The following is a 17,809-nucleotide window of genomic DNA, read 5'->3' on the forward strand; positions in this document are numbered from 1 at the left end:
ATTTGCCCGGCTATGCACCTTCTCCGCACCGGCACGCCGAACGGCCCGTACGTCTCCTCCCCCTGGGAGACGTACGGGCCGCTGCGGAGGTTGCGTCTTTTCCGGACAGTCAGATCGGATGCGCGGCTCAGCGCGCCGGCGAGCTCCCCTCGACGACCGCGGTCTCCGCGGCCGCCTCCACCGCGGTCTCCGGGGCCACACCGGCGACGGCCCCTCCGGAGACGGCCAGCGCGCCCCGGTCCGCCACGGCACCGGTCTCGGCCTCGGGCGTGGCGGCTCCGTCGCCGGGGTCCGCCTCACGGTCCGGGACCGCGATGACCTGGTCACCGAGGCGCTGGGCGACACCGGCGTTGCGCGCCTCGGCCTTGGCGGCCAGCGCCCGTACGGCGGCGTTGAACTGCTCCATGGAGGTCGGCTCGTCCGGACCCAGGAGGTACGTCTTCAGCTCGCGGCGCGCACCGGCCAGTGTGTCGGCCGACGGGTCCGCCACGGCGGCCAGCAGCTCGTCGAGCTCCTCGGCGCCGTTGGACAGGATGACTCCGGCCCGTACGGCGGTGTTCTGCCGCTTGAACTCCTCGGCCCCGAGCGCCGCCGAGTCGGTGACCGCGTACGGCTTGCCGCTCGCGATGAAGTCGGAGACCACGCTGGAGATGTCCGAGACCATGGCGTCGGACTCGTTGAAGCAGTCGTACAGCCTGGGCTGCGAGCCCACCACCGTACGGTGCTCCCACCAGCCGAAGGAGCGCCAGTAGGCGTCGTCCCACGCGGCCCGCAGCTGCGCCACCTCGGCCTCGCGGACGGGGTCGGCGAGCGAGACCCGGGACTCCTCGGCCTCGTCCCCGTCGGAGCGGCCCACGGCCGCGAGCTCCGCGAGGCGGGCCTCGATCCGCACCAGCCCGGCCTGGGCCGCGCTCCGGTCGGCGGCCGTCCGCTCGGCCTCCGCGGTCCAGCGGGGCTCCGCGGCGCGCTCGGCGGCCGCCTTCTCCAGCATCGCGCGGATCTTGGCGTCGACGGCCCTGGCCGTGCGGCTGCGGATGCCGGTGAAGGGGTGCGGCTTGTAGATGATCCGGACGGGGTCGTCGGCGGCGAGCAGCCGGCGCACGATGTTCTCGCCCGCCAGGAGCAGGGAGGTGTTGCCGGAGTTGTCGTCCCAGCCCTCCCAGGTGGGGGCGTACAGCACGGTCGGGATGGGGTTGCGGGCCGCACCCGTCCAGCTCTTGATGGGCTCCAGCTGCGGGCGGCCGACCTCGACGATGTCCTCGTCCCGGATCCCGACGTCGGCCAGCGCGTAGCGGTCGCGGCCGGCCCGGCCGGCCGTCCAGACCTCGTCGTACACCTTGGAGTACGGGTTGACGCTGGCGAGCTTGTCGCTGTCGCCGTGACCGATGAAGACGTGCTTCATGGTCGGCACGCGCAGGATGTGGATGTTCTTGCCGACGTTGGCCGGATACAGGCAGACGCGGACGGTGGAGAGGTCCAGGTTCATCAGATGCGTGCCCGCCGGGACGCAGAGCACCGGGACGGGGGTCTCGGCCAGCTGTGTCACCAGACCGCGCTCCCGCATGATGATCAGCGGCCGGCCCTCGACACGGGCCATGGTCTCCAGCCACATGTTGCCCTGGTAGGCGGACTCGTTGGAGCCGGAGAAGTAGAGCACCTCGGTCGGCTGGTACTCGCGCAGCCAGGTGTCGACGGCCTTGAGCACGGCGGCGGCCGACGGCACGAGCCGGCCGCGCCGCAAGTACGGCAGGAGCGCGGCGACGTAGGCGAAGGCCAGCAGCAGGGAGAGCGCGGCACCGGCGTAGCCGACGGCGTCCTCACCGGTCCCGGCGGCGATCAGGATGCCGGCCATGGCCGGGATGTCGAGGTGCAGCACCTTCTCGCCCGCTCGGCGCAGCAGCGCACCCGGCGGGGCGTCCGGGATGCGTACGGCGTTGAGGTCCACGTTGCGCGTGACGACCGGCATCGTGCGGCGCAGCCGGATCAGGGTCGCCAGCGCGCCGTGCGGGACCTGGAGACCGTAGAAGATCAGGAAGCAGGCGACCGCCGTGTAGAACAGCGGCTCCTCGGCGAGGCCGAGCCGGGCCAGCAGCAGGACGAGCATCAGCTCGCGCACCAGGAAGCGGATGGACAGTCCGGCCCGGACCTTGCCGAGCCGGTTGATCAGATAGCTCCCCCGCTGGTGCAGATACCAGTCCGCGGCATAGGTGACAGCAGCGGCCGCCGCGAAGAACCAGATGTTCGGAAGGAGCGCCGCCAGCATGACGCAGGGGTACCCGAGCCCGAGCAGCAATGCTGCCGCGAGCTCTGACCTGCTGCCCACACGGGCCAGGCGAATAGCTGTCGAAATCACGAAGAACCTGCTCCAGGGGGGTGCCGGTCGGATTCACGCACGGGGAAAGTGTGAGGATATGACTTCACGAACACGGGCCTCTGTCCTCGCGCAAAGCGATGACAGAGGCCCGTATACACACAATGGTCAAGAATTATTACACATCCCCTTGACGGTCCAGCGCATACGCCAGCGCCTGCTCGAACCCGGAGGAGGCGGAGGCCTCGGCCGTCGGATCCTGCTGTCGTACGTCGATGACATGACCGGTCATCGTGGAGAGCAGCACGTCCAGCGAGGTGCGCGCCACGGCCTCGGAGGAGAGCAGCGAGCCCTCCGGTTCCTGGCCGAAGGCCCTGGTGCGCATCGGCGTCGCGGTCCGCTCCGGGTTGACGCAGTTGACCCGGATCCCCTCCCCCGCCCACTCGTCGGCGAGCGCCTGGGTCAGGTTGACCATCGCGGCCTTGGTGGAGGAGTAGAGGCTGTACTCGGCGCGGCCGCGGGTGTAGCTGCTGGAGGTGTAGAGCAGCAGCTGTCCCCGGGTCTGGACGAGGTACTTGTAGGAGGCGCGCGCGATCTGGACGGGGGCCAGGTAGTTGACGTTCAGAGCTTCCTGGATCGTCGCGTTGTCCGTCTCGGCCAGCTTGCCGATGCGCAGGACTCCGGCCGTGTTGATGACGTGGTCGATGCGGCCGGTCTCGGCGTACGCCTTGGCGAGCGCCTCGTCGATGTGGACCGGGTTCTCCACGTGCGTACCGGTGGTGGAGCGGCCCAGCGCGTAGACGCTCGCGCCGTAGCTCTCGGCCAGCCGCGCGATGTCGGCGCCGATCCCGTACGAACCGCCGAAGACGACGAGGGTCTTGCCGGAGAGCAGCTCGCGGTAGGCGTCCTCGCCGGCCTGGCGCGGAGCGGCGGTGGAGGCGAGCTGGAAGAGCTTGTCCGTGATGAAGACGTCGACCGGCTGGGTGACCTTCATGTTGTACTCGTCGCCCGCGACCACGTGGATCGGCACGTCCGGGAGGTACTTGAGGACCACCGAACAGTCGTCGGTGGCCTGGAAGTTCGGGTCCCCGGCCGCGATCCGGTACGCCTTGCGGATCGTGGAGAGCTTGAACGCCTGCGGGGTCTGGCCGCGGCGCAGCCGGGAGCGGTCGGGGACCTCGGTGATGAACTCCCCGTCCTCGCCGTGGGTGCGGGTCACGATGATCGTGTCCGCGGAGGGGATGGCGACGTCGACGGCCTGGTAGCGGTCGAGGGCGTCGACGCAGTCCCTGATCACCCGCTGTGACAGCAGAGGGCGCACCGCGTCGTGGAAGAGGACGTTGCGCTCCTCGCCCTCGGCCAGCCCCTCGCCGAGGGCCGCGATGGCACGCTCGGTGGTTTCGTTGCGGGTGGAGCCGCCCTCGATGATCCGGGTGACCTTGGTCAGTCCGGCCCTCGCGACGATCTTCTCGACGTCCGGCACGAAGCCCGGCGCCATCAGCACGATGACGTCGTCGATGTCCTCGGCGCTCTCGAAGATGGCCAGCGTGTGCTCGATGACCGCCTTGCCGGCGATCTTCAGCAGCTGCTTGGGGATCGACAGTCCCACGCGCTGTCCCGTACCACCGGCGAGCACGACCGCTGTGGTCCGGGGCTTGGCTTCGTGCGGCTCAGACACAGACGACCTACCTTGCTATGACGGAGGAACAGCGCGATGCTCGCACTCTCCGTGACCGTCTCGCAAGGCGGACGCCGTCCGGCGCCCGTCCCGCGGAAACCGGCAGTTCACCCTCTGGCCAGGAAGGTTGGACGGTGCGGGGCCGGTACGGGAGTGATCTGATCCATAGAGATGTTGCATAATCTGCACATCTGCGACTCTTGCGCCCGGTTCGGGCGGCCGCCGGGAGCGGCCGGACCGCCCGAGACCTGGCCGGAGAATACCGGACGGCCCGGCTCCATACGGAACCGGACCGTCCGGTCGTGGCAGCGGTGCGCCCGTGCGAGGGCGCACGCTTCCTAGAAGGGGTCGAACTCGTCGTACTCCTTCTCCGCGTCGTCACGCTCCGCATCACGGTCCCGGCGGCGCTGCGCGGCCGGGCGCGGCTCCTCCAGGCGGTGGTCCTCGCCACGGCGGCCGAGCATCTCGGCACCGGCGCTCACGGTCGGCTCCCAGTCGAAGACGACCGCGTTCTCCTCGGGGCCGATCGCGACGCCGTCGCCGGCCCGGGCGCCCGTCTTCATCAGGGCGTCCTCGACACCGAGGCGGTTGAGCCGGTCCGCGAGGTAGCCGACGGCCTCGTCGTTGTTGAAGTCGGTCTGGCGCACCCAGCGCTCGGGCTTCTCGCCGCGCACCCGGTAGATGCCCTCGTCGTCCAGGGTGACGGTGAAGCCCGCGTCGTCGACGGCCTTGGGACGGATGACGATGCGGGTCGCCTCCTCCTTCGGCTTGGCGGCACGCGCCTTCGCGATGATCCCGGCGAGCGCGAAGCTCAGCTCCTTGAGACCCTTGTGCGCGATGGCGGAGACCTCGAAGACCTGGTAGCCGCGGGCCTCCAGGTCGGGGCGGATCATGTCGGCGAGGTCCTGGCCGTCGGGGATGTCGACCTTGTTGAGGGCGACGATGCGGGGCCGGTTCTCCAGGCCGCCGTACTGGCGCAGCTCCTCCTCGATGATGTCGAGGTCGGAGACGGGGTCGCGGTCGGACTCCAGCGTGGCGGTGTCCAGGACGTGCACGAGGACCGAGCAGCGCTCGACGTGGCGCAGGAACTCCAGGCCGAGGCCCTTGCCCTGGCTGGCGCCGGGGATGAGGCCAGGGACGTCCGCGATGGTGTACACGGTCGAACCGGCGGTGACGACGCCGAGGTTCGGGACGAGCGTGGTGAAGGGGTAGTCCGCGATCTTCGGCTTGGCGGCGGAGAGCACCGAGATCAGCGAGGACTTGCCCGCGCTCGGGTATCCCACGAGGGCCACGTCGGCGACGGTCTTGAGCTCCAGGACGATGTCCCGGCTCTCCCCCGGCTCACCGAGCAGCGCGAAGCCGGGCGCCTTGCGGCGGGCGGAGGCGAGCGCCGCGTTGCCGAGGCCGCCGCGGCCGCCCTGGCCGGCGACGAAGGTGGTGCCCTGGCCGACGAGATCGGCGAGCACGTTGCCTGCCTTGTCGAGGACGACGGTGCCGTCGGGCACGGGCAGGACCAGGTCCTGGCCGTCCTTGCCGGAGCGGTTGTCACCGGCGCCGGGCTGGCCGTTGGTGGCCTTGCGGTGCGGGCTGTGGTGGTAGTCCAGCAGCGTGGTCACGGACTGCTCGACGACGAGGATCACATCGCCGCCGCGTCCGCCGTTGCCCCCGTCGGGGCCGCCGAGCGGCTTGAACTTCTCCCGGTGTACGGAGGCGCAGCCGTGGCCTCCGTTACCCGCGGCGGCATGCAGCTCGACGCGGTCCACGAAGGTGGTCATGGTGGGTGCCTCCAGGTACAGCAGGTAAATACGGAATTGTCTCTGTCGTAACACGCCGAGGGCGGACCCGCTTCCCCGGTTGCCGGGAAAGCTGAGATCCGCCCTCGGAAGGTGCTGTGTGCCGTTACGCGCGCGTCGACAGGATCAGACGGCGAGCGGAACGATGTTCACGACCTTGCGGCCACGGTGCGTACCGAACTGCACCGCACCGGCGGTCAGCGCGAACAGCGTGTCGTCGCCGCCACGGCCGACGCCCGTGCCCGGGTGGAAGTGGGTGCCACGCTGGCGGACCAGGATCTCACCGGCGTTGACGGCCTGACCGCCGAAGCGCTTCACGCCGAGCCGCTGAGCATTGGAATCGCGCCCGTTCCGAGTGGACGATGCGCCCTTCTTGTGTGCCATGTGTTCTCAGTCCCTTACTTCGCAGCCGCGGGGATACCGGTGACCTTGATCGCCGTGTACTGCTGGCGGTGACCCTGGCGACGGCGGTAGCCGGTCTTGTTCTTGTAGCGAAGGATGTCGATCTTCGCGCCCTTGTGGTGGTCCACGATCTCAGCCGTGACCTTGATGCCGTCCAGCACCCACGGGTCGCTGGTGACCGCGTCACCGTCGACAACGAGCAGGGTCGAGAGCTCGACCGTGTCGCCAACCTTGGCAGTGGAAATCTTGTCAACCTCAACGATGTCGCCGACAGCAACCTTGTGCTGGCGACCACCGCTGCGCACGATGGCGTACACGCGGATCTCTCTCTCGCTCGGAACGGATCCCCTGATGCCAGCCGCTCGCACGGGCCGGGGCCCGGGACGATCCGGAAGGATGAGCGGCCTCTCCTGGCGGACGGCGCGAACACCGACCGTTACCGGGAGGGATGTGCTCAGGGGTAGGCGCGTCAAGTAAACACACCGAGGGTCAAGGGTACGGGGCCGGGGCGTGGGGGGTCAAACCGGGGTGGCGGCCCCGCTGCGGCCCCTCCGGAACCGCGGGCGCACCTATGCTTTCCGGGCCAGTCAGCTCTCCGGAAGGCACACACCGTGAACTACAGGGTCCAGCCCACCGCCCAGGTCGACGGCAGTGCCGAGATCGGCGCCGGCAGCAGCGTCTGGGAGCTGGCGCAGATCCGTGAGGACGCGAAGCTCGGCGAGGGCTGCGTCGTCGGCCGCGGCGCCTACGTCGGCACCGGCGTCCGCATCGGCGACAACGTCAAGATCCAGAACTACGCCCTCGTCTACGAGCCCGCCGAGCTCGGCGACGGCGTCTTCGTCGGCCCGGCGGTGGTCCTCACCAACGACCAGTACCCGCGCTCGGTGGACCCCGACGGCAAGCAGAAGCGCGGTGGCGACTGGGAGGCGGTCGGCGTGCAGGTCGCCGAGGGAGCCTCGCTCGGTGCGCGTTCCGTCTGTGTCGCGCCGGTGCGGATCGGCCGCTGGGCCATGGTCGCTGCGGGCGCCGTGGTGACCAAGGACGTCCCGGACTTCGCGCTGGTCGTCGGCGTACCGGCGCGGCGGATCGGCTGGGTCGGCCGCAGCGGTGTGCGCCTGGTGGCGCGCGAGGGTGAGCCGGGCGTGTGGGAGTGCCCGCAGGGCGGGACGGTGTACGAGGAGGAGGACGGGGTCCTCAGGGAGCAGCGGATCACGCCTGCCCCCTGAGGTCTGCCGCTCAGTCCTCCAGCAGCAGCCGGTCGAACCCGGGGCTGATCACCGGCCAGTCCCAGGTGGTCAGCGCGTGTTTCGCCGCCCCGGCCGCCGCCTCGCGCCAGGTCTCCTCCGTGGCCGTCAGCGCGAGGATGCGGTCGGCGGCCTCCCGCGGTGAGGCGACGACCCAGTCGGCGGGGAAGAGCGTGCGGGCGCCGTGCTCCTTGCCCGCGAAGAACGGCCAGTCGCGGACGACCGGCAGCGCCCCGCTGGCGGCGCCTTCGACCAGCCCGCAGTGGAAGCTCTCGCGCACCGAGCTGCTCAGGATCACGCCGACCCCGGTGAGCGCGCCCGGAACGTCCTCCGTACGGCCCAGCAGCTGAACCGCTCCGCCGGGCTCCAGCTCGGCCAGGTCCCGCCGGAGCAGGTCGTCGTAGGCGCGGGCGGCGGCGCTGGCCTTGCGGTCCAGGCCGTTGCCGATGACGACCAGCCGGTAGCGCTCGTCCCGCTCCCGCAGCAGCCGCAGCACCTCGACGGCCCAGCGCGGGTCCTTGGCGACGACGCCCGCGCCGATCAGCCCGACGGTGAAGCGGACGCCGGCGCCGCTCTTCCCGCGCTGGAACCGCTCCAGGTCCATGGCGTTGGCGATGACGTGCAGCGCCGGCGCGCCCGGCTCCCGCAGGCGCGGCAGGCAGTCGACGACCAGGTCGCGCAGGTGGTCCCCGACGAAGACCAGGTCGTCGACCCGGTCCAGGTCCACCAGGTGCGGCCAGAGGGTGAACGCCTCGTAGCTGTGCAGCCGTACGACGATCCGCGTGGTGCCCGGATCGACCAGCGTGAACAGGGCCGCGGCATTGGTGCACCAGTCGACGAACACCGTGTCCGCCCAGTCCAGATGGGGCCGGAGCGCCTCCTCGGCCTGCTCCCCGAGGGGGGCCGCGCCGCCGAGCGCGTACTCCATCATCCGCTGGGCGCCGCGCGCGAGCGGCCGCAGCGTGTCGTCCTCCTTGACCTCCAGGAAGCGGATCTCGACGCCAGGGTGGTCGGCGTACCGGTCGCGGATCGACTGCAGGAAGTTGGCGTTGGAGTACGTCGTGACCAGCAGCCGCAGCGGCCGGCCGGCCGGCGGGGCGGCGGCGGGCAGCGCACGGCCGCGCGGCGCGGTCAGCGCCTGGAACGCCGTGCTCGCGCGGAAGGGCGCCAGATAGCCGGCCGGGTCCTCGGCCAGCGGCGAGGTGAGCGAGTCGAAGTGGACGGCGCGCGGGAAGGCGAGGGTGAAGGCCGAGGAGAGCGAGGCCGCGGCCTTCTTCGCCCCGCCCTTCGCGTGGTGCCGGTCCGCGATCGTGAGCGCCGCCTCGTACGCGGACCGGCGCAGCGCCGCGTCGTCGTGCCCACGGTCCAGGTCCGCGCGGGCGGCCTCGGCGAGCAGATCCGCGCGGAGCTCTTGGTCGGAGGTGAGCCGGGCGGCGTCCCGCAGCACCAGGGTGGCGCCGGCCTTGCGGCCGCCTTCGGCCATGCTCAGGCTGACGCGCCGGGCCAGCTCGGCCCGCAGCCGGTCCGGCACCTTGGGCGCGGCCACCGCGCCGCGCCACGACTTGGCGCCGAGCGCGGTGCGCAGGACGGCCGGGGACGAGGCGCGGCGCAGCACACCGCCGGCCACGCGCCGGACGCCGCGCTTGGTGGAGCGGGCGGCGCCGGCCGGGGTCGGCACGCTCCGGGCGACGGCCCGCAGCGCGTAGTGCACCGGGCGCTCGCGGCGGTCCTCGACGGCCTTGAGCGCGGGGGCGATGCCGAAGACCGCGTGGGCCCGGCGGTTCACCTGGGCCAGCCGCCACACCGTGTAGACGGCGGAGGCGTCCAGGGCGACCAGGACGTGGGCCCGGCGGCCCGAACCGCGCACCTGCCGGTCGCCTTCGGCCGAGGCCCAGACGCGGCGCGGGGCGGAGAGCTTGGCCACGCGCTTCTCGAACGTCCGGCCGCGCCCGGCGGCCGCCTCCTGAAGGGAGCGCAGTGCGGCCAGTTCGAGACCGGGGTCGATGTCGTCCGGTGCGAAGAGGCCCGCCAGTTCGACGGTGGCGCCCGCCGCCCGGAACTTCTCCAGCGACGCCTTGAGGACCGCGGGCTGCGGCCGTGTTCCGGCGATCAGAAGTACGTGCGTCATACGGAGAGGTCCTCCACCTCTTGGGTGCCGGGGGCCGTGGACGCCGTCCCGGAGCCCTGGTCGCCGTCGGGGCCGCCCGAGACGGCCTGGCGGATGAGACGGCGGACGGCGGGGCCCAGTTGGGCCGCTCGCGCGTACTGCGCCGCGTGGCGCCTGGCCGCCGCCCGGTCCTCCTCGCCCGCCTCCACGGCGAGCTTCGCCGCACGGGAGTAGCCGGCGGCCAGCTCCTCCTCGTCGAAGCCGGTGGCTCCGGTCCACAGCGGATGGCCGGTCATCACGGTGGTCGCGTCGTGCTCCACCGCGTGCGCGGACATGACCGGCAGGCCGGTCGCGGCGTACTCGTACACCTTGCCGGAGGTCATGTACTTCCCGCCCATGATCATCATCAGCAGGACGTCCCAGCCCGCGAAGATGTCCGGCACATCGGCCTTGGGCGCCGGTCCTCCGAAGCTCACCTCTTCGCCACGGGCGTGCGCCTGACGGATCATCTCTATATGGGCGTTGGCCTCCCGGGTGGCTCCGGAGCCGATCTGGCCGCGGATCTCCAGCCGGGAGCGGGCGACGAGCGGGTCCCGTTCGCGGGCGAGGCGCCAGCCGTCGAGAACGGCCTTGAGGACGCGGGGCGGTGAGGTCACCACACCGAGGTGGCCGAAGGTCAGGCCGGCCTCGGGATCGGGGGTGCGGGTCCGGGCCGGGACGCTGTCCTCGTCGTACCCGTTGCGCACGACGTGGACGCGGTCGGCGAGATCGGGGTGGCGTTCGCGGTACCACTCGGCGATCGGGTCGTTCACCAGCCACAGGGAGAGCGCGTGGCTGAGCACCTTGCGCTCCCACACGCCGGAGGGCGAGTCGGCGGTGAACGCCTCGCCGCCCTCGATCACGTCGACGGACCAGCCGTCCCGGAAGTCGATCGCGTACGGAACCTTCCGCGTCTCCCAGAGGTGCAGGGCCGCGGCCATGTTCACGTACGGCACGCAGGTCGCGAGGACGAGGTCGGCGGGCCTGTTCCGGTGAATGCGCTCGACCGCCCGTTCCAGGTCGGCCTTCCAGCCGCCGTAGATCGGCTCGGGGAAATCCTTCATCCCTTTCTTGCGGTAAGCGGCGACCCACTGCGCGGGCCTCAGTGCGCGGTCCTCCGAGAACTTCCGGATATCGGTTTCCAGGTCCTCGCGCACCAGCGGAAGCTTCACGACGCGTACGCGCGGATCGACCGGCTCCGAGAGCGTGTGGTCGAGGCCGAAGTCCCGCTCCCAGGACTCGTCGGCAATGGTCACCACCGTGACGTCCCAGCCTTGCGAGACGAATTGGTTGGCCGTTTCACGCATACGGTAGGCGCAGCTTTTCGCAGCGGGGGGAAACCCGATCGCCAGGTAAATCACATGGTGCGGAGCAGGGGTGTTAGGCACATAAAAACGCTAGCACGGCAGGCCTTCACCCCTGCCCCCGTCGTCTACGGAAGGTCAGCCGCCGATCACTACGCGTCGTACGCCGGCCCACTTCTCCGGGTCCGTCGTACGACGGCCGTCGACCAGGACGCGGACGTCCGGCAGATCGGCGGCGGCGAGTTCGCGGTACTCGGCGTGATCGGCCTGGAGGATCGCCGCGGTGACGGCCTGCCGGCCGTCGTGCGGGACCAGACCGAGCGCGGTCAGCTCCTCGGGGGTGTAGAGCGGGTCCGAGACGAACGGCATCGCGCCGCGCGCCCTCAGCGCCTCCACGACCCCGTAGACACCGGAGAACGCGGTCTCCTTGACGCCGCCGCGGTAGGCGGCGCCCAGCACCAGGACCCCGACGCCGTCCAGGTCGCCGTAGGCGGCGGCCAGCAGATCGACGGCGTACGACGGCATGGCGACGTTCGCCTCGCGGGCCGCGCGGACGACGGTGGCCTCGGGGTCGTTCCACAGGTACATCCGCGGATAGATCGGGATGCAGTGGCCGCCGACGGCGATGCCGGGCTGGTGGATGTGGCTGTAGGGCTGGCTGTTGCAGGCCTCGATGACCTTCTTGACGTCGATGTCGTTCCGGTCGGCGAAGCGGGCGAACTGGTTGGCCAGGCCGATGTTGACGTCCCGGTAGGTGGTCTCGGCGAGCTTCGCCAGCTCGGAGGCCTCCGCCGTACCGAGGTCCCAGACGCCGTTGGGACGGGGCAGGTCGTCGCGCTGGTCGAAGTCGAGGACGGCCTCGTAGAACGCCACGCCGGCCGCGGCGGACGCCTCGTCGATGCCGCCGACGAGCTTCGGGTAGCGGCGCAGGTCGGCGAAGATCCGGCCGGTCAGCACCCGCTCCGGCGAGAAGACCAGATGGAAGTCGTCGCCCGGCGTCAGGCCGGAGCCCTCGGCCAGCATCGGCGCCCAGCGCGTACGGGTCGTGCCGACGGGCAGCGTGGTCTCGTAGCTGACCAGGGTGCCGGGCTTCAGTCCGGCCGCGATGGCCTTGGTGGCGGCGTCCATCCAGCCGAAGTCCGGCGTGCCCTCGGCGTCCACGAAGAGCGGGACGACGACCACGACGGCGTCGGACGCGGCGACCGCGGCGGTGGTGTCCGTCGTCGCGGAGAGCAGGCCGGCGCCGACCGTCTCCTTGAGCTTGGCACCGAGGTCGTACTCGCCGGGGAAGGGCTCGGTGGCCGCGTTGACCAGCTCGACGACCTTCTCGTTGACGTCCGCGCCGATGACCCGGTGGCCCTTGGCGGCGAACTGCACGGCGAGCGGGAGCCCGATCTTGCCGAGCGCGACTACACAGATGTTCATCGGGACACTTTCCTCTTCAGCCTGGACAGCAGTCGGCGCAGCCGGGGGCGCAGCGGGGGCTTCGGTTCCCACAGCAGGGCCGTCGTGATGACGAGCCGCCCCTTGGCGTTCGGGTTGGCCGAGACCCGGTGGGGCGTGGTCGTCCCCACCCGGCGGGCCAGCGGCATCGGCAGGCCGCCGGTGCGGACCGCGATCTCGTACGGGTTGCCCGCGACGTCGACGTAGAGGCGGACGCCGCGCTTGGCGTGGATCAGGTCGACGGGGATGCGTGCGGTCAGCAGGGTGCCGGTGCCGTCATCGGCGGGTTCCTGGGTGAACTCGCCGACCGCCTCCGGGCGCTGGGCGTCCTTGGGCAGTCTGCGGCCGCCGGCCTTGCCGGCGCTCTTGGGCAGGGCGCCGTGGGCGAGGGCGACGAAGGCGGGCGGGGTGTCGCCGGTGAGGCCGATCCGCAGCTTCAGGGCGAGGGTGAGGTCCGACCCGTCCTGCTCCCAGGCGGCCGACAGCAGCTTCGTACCGTCCGCGATCCGGCCGGCGACCGACTCGCGTGCCTCGTACCACCGGTCGTCGAGACCGATCGCGGCGTCCCGGAAGCCGGGGTAGAGGGCGTAGGCGCGGCCTCCTTCCAGCAGGAAGGGCGGAGCGCCGTGCTCCGCCTCGTCCGCGATGGCCCGGGTGAGCTCCGCCACGGCGCCGCGCTGGGCGAGGCCGAGGCGGACCCGTCTCTTCACGCCGGTCGCGTCGCGCAGGGTGTCGGTGAAGTAGGCGTCCTGGAGAGCGGCCAGTCCGTCGCAGATCTCCTTCCGGGTCTCCGGAGGGAGCGCCGGGAAGTCGTCGAGCATGAGCTTGGACAGCTCCCACTCGAAGTGCCGCTTGAGGACGGCGTCGCGCTGCGGTCCGGCCTCGACGAGCCCGGCGGTGTGGTCCATGATGCGCGCCGTGCACCGGAGGCGGGCCAGGTGGTCGGCGCGGTAGGTGATGTTGCTCGCGTCGCCGCGCTTGACCGCGTAGTAGTACGTGTAGTCCGCGAGGACCGAGATCCTCCGGGCCTTGACGCACGCCTCTATGGTGAACGGCTGGTCGCTGCCGACGGGCAGGTCCTCGGGGAACCGCAGTCCGTGCTTCTCCACCAGCTCGCGGCGGAAGAGCTTGGTGTTGGCGAGCGTGAAGGGCAGCGCCGAGTCGTAGAGGCTGACATCTGTCCGGTTGCCGGAGAACAGCTTCTGGTGGACGTAGCGCCCGTTGGTGCCGACCATCTTGCCGACGACCACGTCGGACTCGTTGGCGTCGGCACAGGCGACCATCCGCTCCAGCGCCTCTTCGCCGAGGTAGTCGTCGGAGCCGATGAAATAGACGTACCGGCCGGTGGCCAGCTCCAGGGCACGGTTGCTCGGGGCCGCGGGTCCGCCGGAGTTGGGCTGGTGGACCACGGTGAAGACGTCCGGGTACCTCTCCGCGAAACGGTCCAGCTCGCGGCCGCTGTCGTCGGTGGATCCGTCGTCCACCGCGATGACTTCCAGCCGGTCCTCGCCGATGGTCTGCCTCACCAGGGAGTTCAGGCATTCGGTGAGGTACGGCATCGTGTTGTAGACGGCGACGACCACACTGACGTCGGGTGTTCCGGTCATCTCGCCGTACCTCGCATCAGTCGGGTGTAGACCCCGTCGAGAACGTCGGCCTGGGCTTCCCAGGTCCACTCGTCCAGCCGGCCTTCGACCTCGTAGGCGGCGGTGTAGCGCTTGGGCGCGTCGAGCACGGCCCGGACGGCGCGGACGTAGTCCGTGACGTTCTCCGCCTCGAAGACCTCGCCCTGACCGGTCTGGCGGGTCATCTCGGCCATCGTCTTCACATCGCTGACCACCAGCGGCAGCCGGGCGTGCGAGTACTCGAAGAACTTGGTGATAAGCGCGATCTCGTGGTTCGGCCAGTGGTGGATCGGGATGACGCCGACATCGGCGGTCGACAGGAACGAGACGACCTGCCAGTGCGGCACGTAGGGCATGGCGTGCACCCGGTCCTGGACGCCGAGCTCCTCGGCCCGCTTCATCAGCGTACGGATGTACGGCAGCTCGGGGTGGCTGGCCACGAACGCGACATGGGCGCCGGGCAGCTCCGGGAGGCCGTCCACCATGACGTCCAGGCCGCGCTGGCGGGCGGCGAGGCCGCTGTAGACCAGCAGCGGCACATCCGGGCCGATGCCGCAGAGAGCGCGCAGGTCGGGAACGGGCAGAGCGGTGAAGCGGGAGGCCTCGGCGGCCTCCGGCGCGTTGAGCACGACGTCCGGGCGCTCGGGCAGCTTGTGGGTCTTCTGCAGCAGGTCGGCCAGGCCGCCGGAGACGGTGACCACCGCGTCGGCGTACTTGGCGTGCTCGCGTTCGTACGCCACCATCGCCGGGAGCTTCCGCTGGTTGACCCAGGAGCGCACGCCGGGCAGGTACTCGTGGGCGTCCCAGACGAGGGAGACCTTCCGGCCGGCCGCGCGGGCGCGGAGCTTGGCGCGGGAGCCGACGCCGAGCATCCGGAAGTCGTTGGCGTGGATGATGTCCGGCTGGAGCACGTCGATGACGGGCCCGTAACTCAGTTCGAAGTCCCAGACGCTGGGGTCCAGCCGCCGCCACGCGCGGTCACCCATCGTCTTCAGCCAGAAGGCGGTGGCCGCCTTGTCCACGGCGGCGGAGCGGGTCCTGCGCAGGCCGCGGAGCTTCCTGGTGTGGCGCGAGCGCAGCTTCACCCAGCGGCTGGTGGCCTTGGCCGCGCCCTTGCGCGCCGCGAGCCACACCTGACCGCCGGTGGAGCCGAGCACGGAGCGGTCCTCGCCGGTCCTCAGCGCGGCGCCACGGACCCGGAGGTCCGCGCGCCAGGCCTTGACCTGCTGCGTACGGAACTCGGCCACGCGCTCGGACGGGTAGGCCAGCGGGCGGCGGATCGGCGCGCCGCGCAGGTCCTTGGGACGGGTCGACATCTTGGACTTGACGCCGAGGAGGCGGACCTCGGCCTCACCGAGCTGCCAGGCCGTCTCCTCCTCCTTGCCGGAGAACTTGCCGAGCAGGATGACGTCCCAGCCGGCCGCGGCGGCCGAACCGGCCTGCTTCTGCACACGGGAGTCGCCGTGCACGCTGTTGTCGACGAGCATGACGATACGACCGCGTGCACCCTTGCGGGGCAGTGCGGCGAGGTCTGGGTACGAGGGGAGTTCAGGTGCCATGTTCCGTCCGGTCCGGGGCCGTGAGAGTAACGGTGGTGCGGGTCGTGGCGGACTCCAGCACGGCTTCGGCCACCTCGACGGTGAGGAGCCCCTGCCGCAGGGTGCAGACATCCGCGGACTCCCCGCGCACAGCGTCGCGGAAGAGTTCGTGCTCGACAAGCAGGGGCTCGCGCTTGGGGATGGCATAACGGATCATGTCGCCCTCTGACACCCCGCGGAAGGCGCGCAGCGCCTCCCACTCGGTGGTGACCGCGGCGTTGGAGTGGAAGGTGAGGTCGGCGGTGAGGGTGTCGGCGATGAAACAGCCGCGCTCGCCGGTGACCGAGGTGAACCGCTCCTTGAGCGGGCTCAGCCAGTTGACCAGGTGGTTGACCATCGTGCCGTCGGAGAGCTGGCCGACGGCGGAGACCATGTCCTCGTGCGGACGGCCCGACTTGGAGACGGTGTGCGCGGCGATCGACGTGTACGACTGGCCGGTGACCCAGCCTGTCAGGTCGATGTCGTGCGTGGCGAGGTCCTTGACCACGCCGACGTCGGCGATCCGGTGCGGGAAGGGGCCCTGGCGGCGGGTGACGACTTGGTAGACGTCGCCGAGCTCACCGGCCTCCAGGCGGGCGCGGAGCGAGAGCAGGGCCGGGTTGCACCGCTCGATGTGGCCGACGCCCGCGACCAGGTCACGGGCCTCGAACGCCTCGACCAGGCGGCGGGCGCCCTCGACGCTGTCCGCGAGCGGCTTCTCGATCAGGGCGCAGACACCGGCGTCGGCGAGCTGGAGGCCGACCTTCTCGTGCAGGCCGGTGGGGCAGGCGACGACGGCGTAGTCGATACCGCGGGCGAGGAGCTCGTCGACGGTGGACAGGACGGGCGCGCCCTGCGCCCAGCCGTTCCGGTCGCCCATCGGCTCGACGACGCCGGCCAGCTCGACGCCTTCCAGGCCGGAGAGGATCCGGGCGTGGTTGCGGCCCATGGAGCCGAGGCCGATGAGCCCGGCCTTCAGAGCGGCGGTCACAGGTTCTCCCCCAGCGAGTTCACGGCGGCCACGATGCGCTCCAGGTCGTTCCGGGTGAGCGAGGGGTGGACGGGCAGCGAGACGACCTCGGCCGCCGCCTTCTCGGTTCGGGGCAGCTCCCAGGTCCGGCCCGCCTTCTGGTCCGGCTCCCAGTAGGGCTTGAGGCGGTGGATCGGCGTCGGGTAGTAGACCGCGTTGCCGACGCCCGCCTCGGTGAGCCTCGCCATCGCGGCGTCCCGGTCGCCGCGGATCCGCACGGTGTACTGGTGGTAGACGTGCCGGGCGCCTTCGGCCACCGGCGGTGTGGTGACGGCCGGGGCGGTGATGTGGGCGTCCAGGTACGCGGCGTTGGCGCGGCGCTGCTCGGTCCACTCCTCGACCTTGGCGAGCTGGACACGGCCGATCGCGGCGGAGACGTCGGTCATCCGCATGTTGGCGCCGACGATCTCGTTGGCGTACCGCTGCTCCATGCCCTGGTTGCGCAGGAGGCGCAGCGTACGGGCCAGTCCGGCGTCGGCCGTGGTGACCATGCCGCCTTCGAGCGCGTGCATGTTCTTGGTGGGGTAGAAGCTGAAGGTGCCGCCCGCGCCGAACGCGCCGACCGGCCTGCCGTTCAGTGCCGCCGCGTGGGCCTGGCAGGCGTCCTCGACCACGGCGAGGCGGTGCTTCTCGGCGATCGGCATGAGCTTGTCCATCGCGGCCGGGTGGCCGTAGAGGTGGACCGGCATGATCGCGGCGGTGCGCGGGGTGATCGCGGCTTCGACGGCCGCCGGGTCGAGTCCGAAACCGTCCGGCTCGATGTCGGCGAAGACCACGTCGGCGCCGGTCAGCCGTACCGCGTTGGCGGAGGCCGCGAAGGAGAACGAGGGGACGATCACCTCGTCACCGGGGCCGATCCCGAGGGCCAGGAGCAGCAGCTGGAGAGCCGAGGTGCCCGAGTTGACGGCGACGCAGTGCCGTCCGTCGACCAGGCGGGAGAAGCCCTCCTCGAAGGCCGCGACCTCGGGCCCCTGCACGACCCGGCCGCTGCGCAGTACGCGTACGGCGGCCTCGATCTCGTCTTCCCCGATGACGGGTCGGGCAGCGGGAATCGGCTGCTCGTTGATGCTCGTCATGGACGTCCTCCTTGACACCGCAAGAGCTCGTTACCGGCAGAATTCTGGATTGCGGACACCGCGCACAGCCGCGCGAAACCCCGTCGGCGTGACGCCGACGCCCTCCCGGGGGAATCAGGTCCGGTCTGATGGGTCACCGGGGCCGGTCACCAATTGTAGTTTCTGCGAAGAACTCTGACA

At 71.0% G+C, this 17,809-nt stretch carries 13 protein-coding genes; 1 reads left to right on the plus strand and 12 read right to left on the minus strand.

What is annotated here, in order from left to right; translation table 11 throughout:
• Positions 1 to 127: 127 nt before the first annotated feature.
• The 5 genes from ACIRR8_RS01980 to rplU all read right to left on the minus strand — a co-directional run bounded on the left by ACIRR8_RS01980 (position 128) and on the right by rplU (position 6,501).
• Positions 128 to 2,263: a hypothetical protein gene (locus tag ACIRR8_RS01980; RefSeq protein ID WP_404058691.1), complete on the minus strand. Its 2,136-nt coding sequence runs from the start codon at positions 2,261 to 2,263 to the stop codon at positions 128 to 130.
• A gap of 226 nt (positions 2,264 to 2,489) precedes the next feature.
• Positions 2,490 to 3,989, minus strand: coding sequence for an SDR family NAD(P)-dependent oxidoreductase (locus ACIRR8_RS01985; RefSeq protein WP_404057913.1), 1,500 nt, complete (start codon positions 3,987 to 3,989; stop codon positions 2,490 to 2,492).
• A 338-nt stretch (positions 3,990 to 4,327) separates the two neighbouring features.
• Entirely contained in the window at positions 4,328 to 5,764 is a 1,437-nt protein-coding gene (gene obgE, locus ACIRR8_RS01990) for a GTPase ObgE (protein WP_404057915.1), read from the minus strand.
• Between the two features lie 144 nt (positions 5,765 to 5,908).
• Positions 5,909 to 6,166: a 50S ribosomal protein L27 gene (gene rpmA / locus ACIRR8_RS01995; RefSeq protein WP_404057917.1), complete on the minus strand. Its 258-nt coding sequence runs from the start codon at positions 6,164 to 6,166 to the stop codon at positions 5,909 to 5,911.
• Between the two features lie 14 nt (positions 6,167 to 6,180).
• Positions 6,181 to 6,501: a 50S ribosomal protein L21 gene (gene rplU / locus ACIRR8_RS02000; RefSeq protein ID WP_003969204.1), complete on the minus strand. Its 321-nt coding sequence runs from the start codon at positions 6,499 to 6,501 to the stop codon at positions 6,181 to 6,183.
• Positions 6,502 to 6,795: 294 nt separating this feature from the next.
• Between rplU and ACIRR8_RS02005 the strand changes: the two genes are divergently transcribed.
• A complete protein-coding gene (locus tag ACIRR8_RS02005) occupies positions 6,796 to 7,410 on the plus strand; it encodes an acyltransferase (RefSeq protein ID WP_404057919.1) in 615 nt (204 codons plus the stop codon).
• A gap of 10 nt (positions 7,411 to 7,420) precedes the next feature.
• Here the strand turns inward: ACIRR8_RS02005 and ACIRR8_RS02010 are convergent, their stop codons facing one another.
• The 7 genes from ACIRR8_RS02010 to ACIRR8_RS02040 all read right to left on the minus strand — a co-directional run bounded on the left by ACIRR8_RS02010 (position 7,421) and on the right by ACIRR8_RS02040 (position 17,629).
• Entirely contained in the window at positions 7,421 to 9,556 is a 2,136-nt protein-coding gene (locus tag ACIRR8_RS02010; protein ID WP_404057921.1) for a glycosyltransferase, read from the minus strand.
• Complete coding sequence (locus ACIRR8_RS02015) at positions 9,553 to 10,881, minus strand: glycosyl transferase (RefSeq protein ID WP_404057923.1); 1,329 nt, start codon at positions 10,879 to 10,881, stop codon at positions 9,553 to 9,555. Before ACIRR8_RS02015 ends, ACIRR8_RS02010 begins: the two co-directional genes overlap by 4 nt.
• Positions 10,882 to 11,016: 135 nt before the next feature.
• Positions 11,017 to 12,303 carry a nucleotide sugar dehydrogenase gene (locus tag ACIRR8_RS02020; protein WP_404057925.1) on the minus strand — a complete coding sequence of 429 codons (1,287 nt, stop codon included), beginning with the start codon at positions 12,301 to 12,303 and terminating at the stop codon, positions 11,017 to 11,019.
• Positions 12,300 to 13,928 (minus strand): glycosyltransferase family 2 protein, encoded by a 1,629-nt coding sequence (locus ACIRR8_RS02025; RefSeq protein ID WP_404057927.1) that lies wholly within the window; start codon positions 13,926 to 13,928, stop codon positions 12,300 to 12,302. Before ACIRR8_RS02025 ends, ACIRR8_RS02020 begins: the two co-directional genes overlap by 4 nt.
• Positions 13,925 to 15,505 carry a glycosyltransferase gene (locus ACIRR8_RS02030; RefSeq protein WP_404057929.1) on the minus strand — a complete coding sequence of 527 codons (1,581 nt, stop codon included), beginning with the start codon at positions 15,503 to 15,505 and terminating at the stop codon, positions 13,925 to 13,927. Before ACIRR8_RS02030 ends, ACIRR8_RS02025 begins: the two co-directional genes overlap by 4 nt.
• Positions 15,495 to 16,514 carry a Gfo/Idh/MocA family protein gene (locus ACIRR8_RS02035; RefSeq protein ID WP_404057931.1) on the minus strand — a complete coding sequence of 340 codons (1,020 nt, stop codon included), beginning with the start codon at positions 16,512 to 16,514 and terminating at the stop codon, positions 15,495 to 15,497. Before ACIRR8_RS02035 ends, ACIRR8_RS02030 begins: the two co-directional genes overlap by 11 nt.
• Complete coding sequence (locus ACIRR8_RS02040; protein ID WP_404057933.1) at positions 16,511 to 17,629, minus strand: DegT/DnrJ/EryC1/StrS family aminotransferase; 1,119 nt, start codon at positions 17,627 to 17,629, stop codon at positions 16,511 to 16,513. Before ACIRR8_RS02040 ends, ACIRR8_RS02035 begins: the two co-directional genes overlap by 4 nt.
• Positions 17,630 to 17,809 lie beyond the last annotated feature (180 nt).

The sequence above is a fragment of the Streptomyces sp. NPDC101178 genome, assembly GCF_044767965.1.
GTDB lineage: Bacteria > Actinomycetota > Actinomycetes > Streptomycetales > Streptomycetaceae > Streptomyces.

Bases quoted from the DNA above. Each gene is read 5' to 3' on its own strand.
- ACIRR8_RS01980 (WP_404058691.1), bottom strand. From the start codon at position 2,263: ATGCTGGCGGCGCTCCTTCCGAACATCTGGTTCTTCGCGGCGGCCGCT.
- obgE (WP_404057915.1), bottom strand. From the start codon at position 5,764: ATGACCACCTTCGTGGACCGCGTCGAGCTGCATGCCGCCGCGGGTAAC.
- rpmA (WP_404057917.1), bottom strand. From the start codon at position 6,166: ATGGCACACAAGAAGGGCGCATCGTCCACTCGGAACGGGCGCGATTCC.
- ACIRR8_RS02010 (WP_404057921.1), bottom strand. From the start codon at position 9,556: ATGACGCACGTACTTCTGATCGCCGGAACACGGCCGCAGCCCGCGGTC.
- ACIRR8_RS02015 (WP_404057923.1), bottom strand. From the start codon at position 10,881: ATGCGTGAAACGGCCAACCAATTCGTCTCGCAAGGCTGGGACGTCACG.
- ACIRR8_RS02020 (WP_404057925.1), bottom strand. From the start codon at position 12,303: ATGAACATCTGTGTAGTCGCGCTCGGCAAGATCGGGCTCCCGCTCGCC.
- ACIRR8_RS02025 (WP_404057927.1), bottom strand. From the start codon at position 13,928: ATGACCGGAACACCCGACGTCAGTGTGGTCGTCGCCGTCTACAACACG.
- ACIRR8_RS02030 (WP_404057929.1), bottom strand. From the start codon at position 15,505: ATGGCACCTGAACTCCCCTCGTACCCAGACCTCGCCGCACTGCCCCGC.
- ACIRR8_RS02040 (WP_404057933.1), bottom strand. From the start codon at position 17,629: ATGACGAGCATCAACGAGCAGCCGATTCCCGCTGCCCGACCCGTCATC.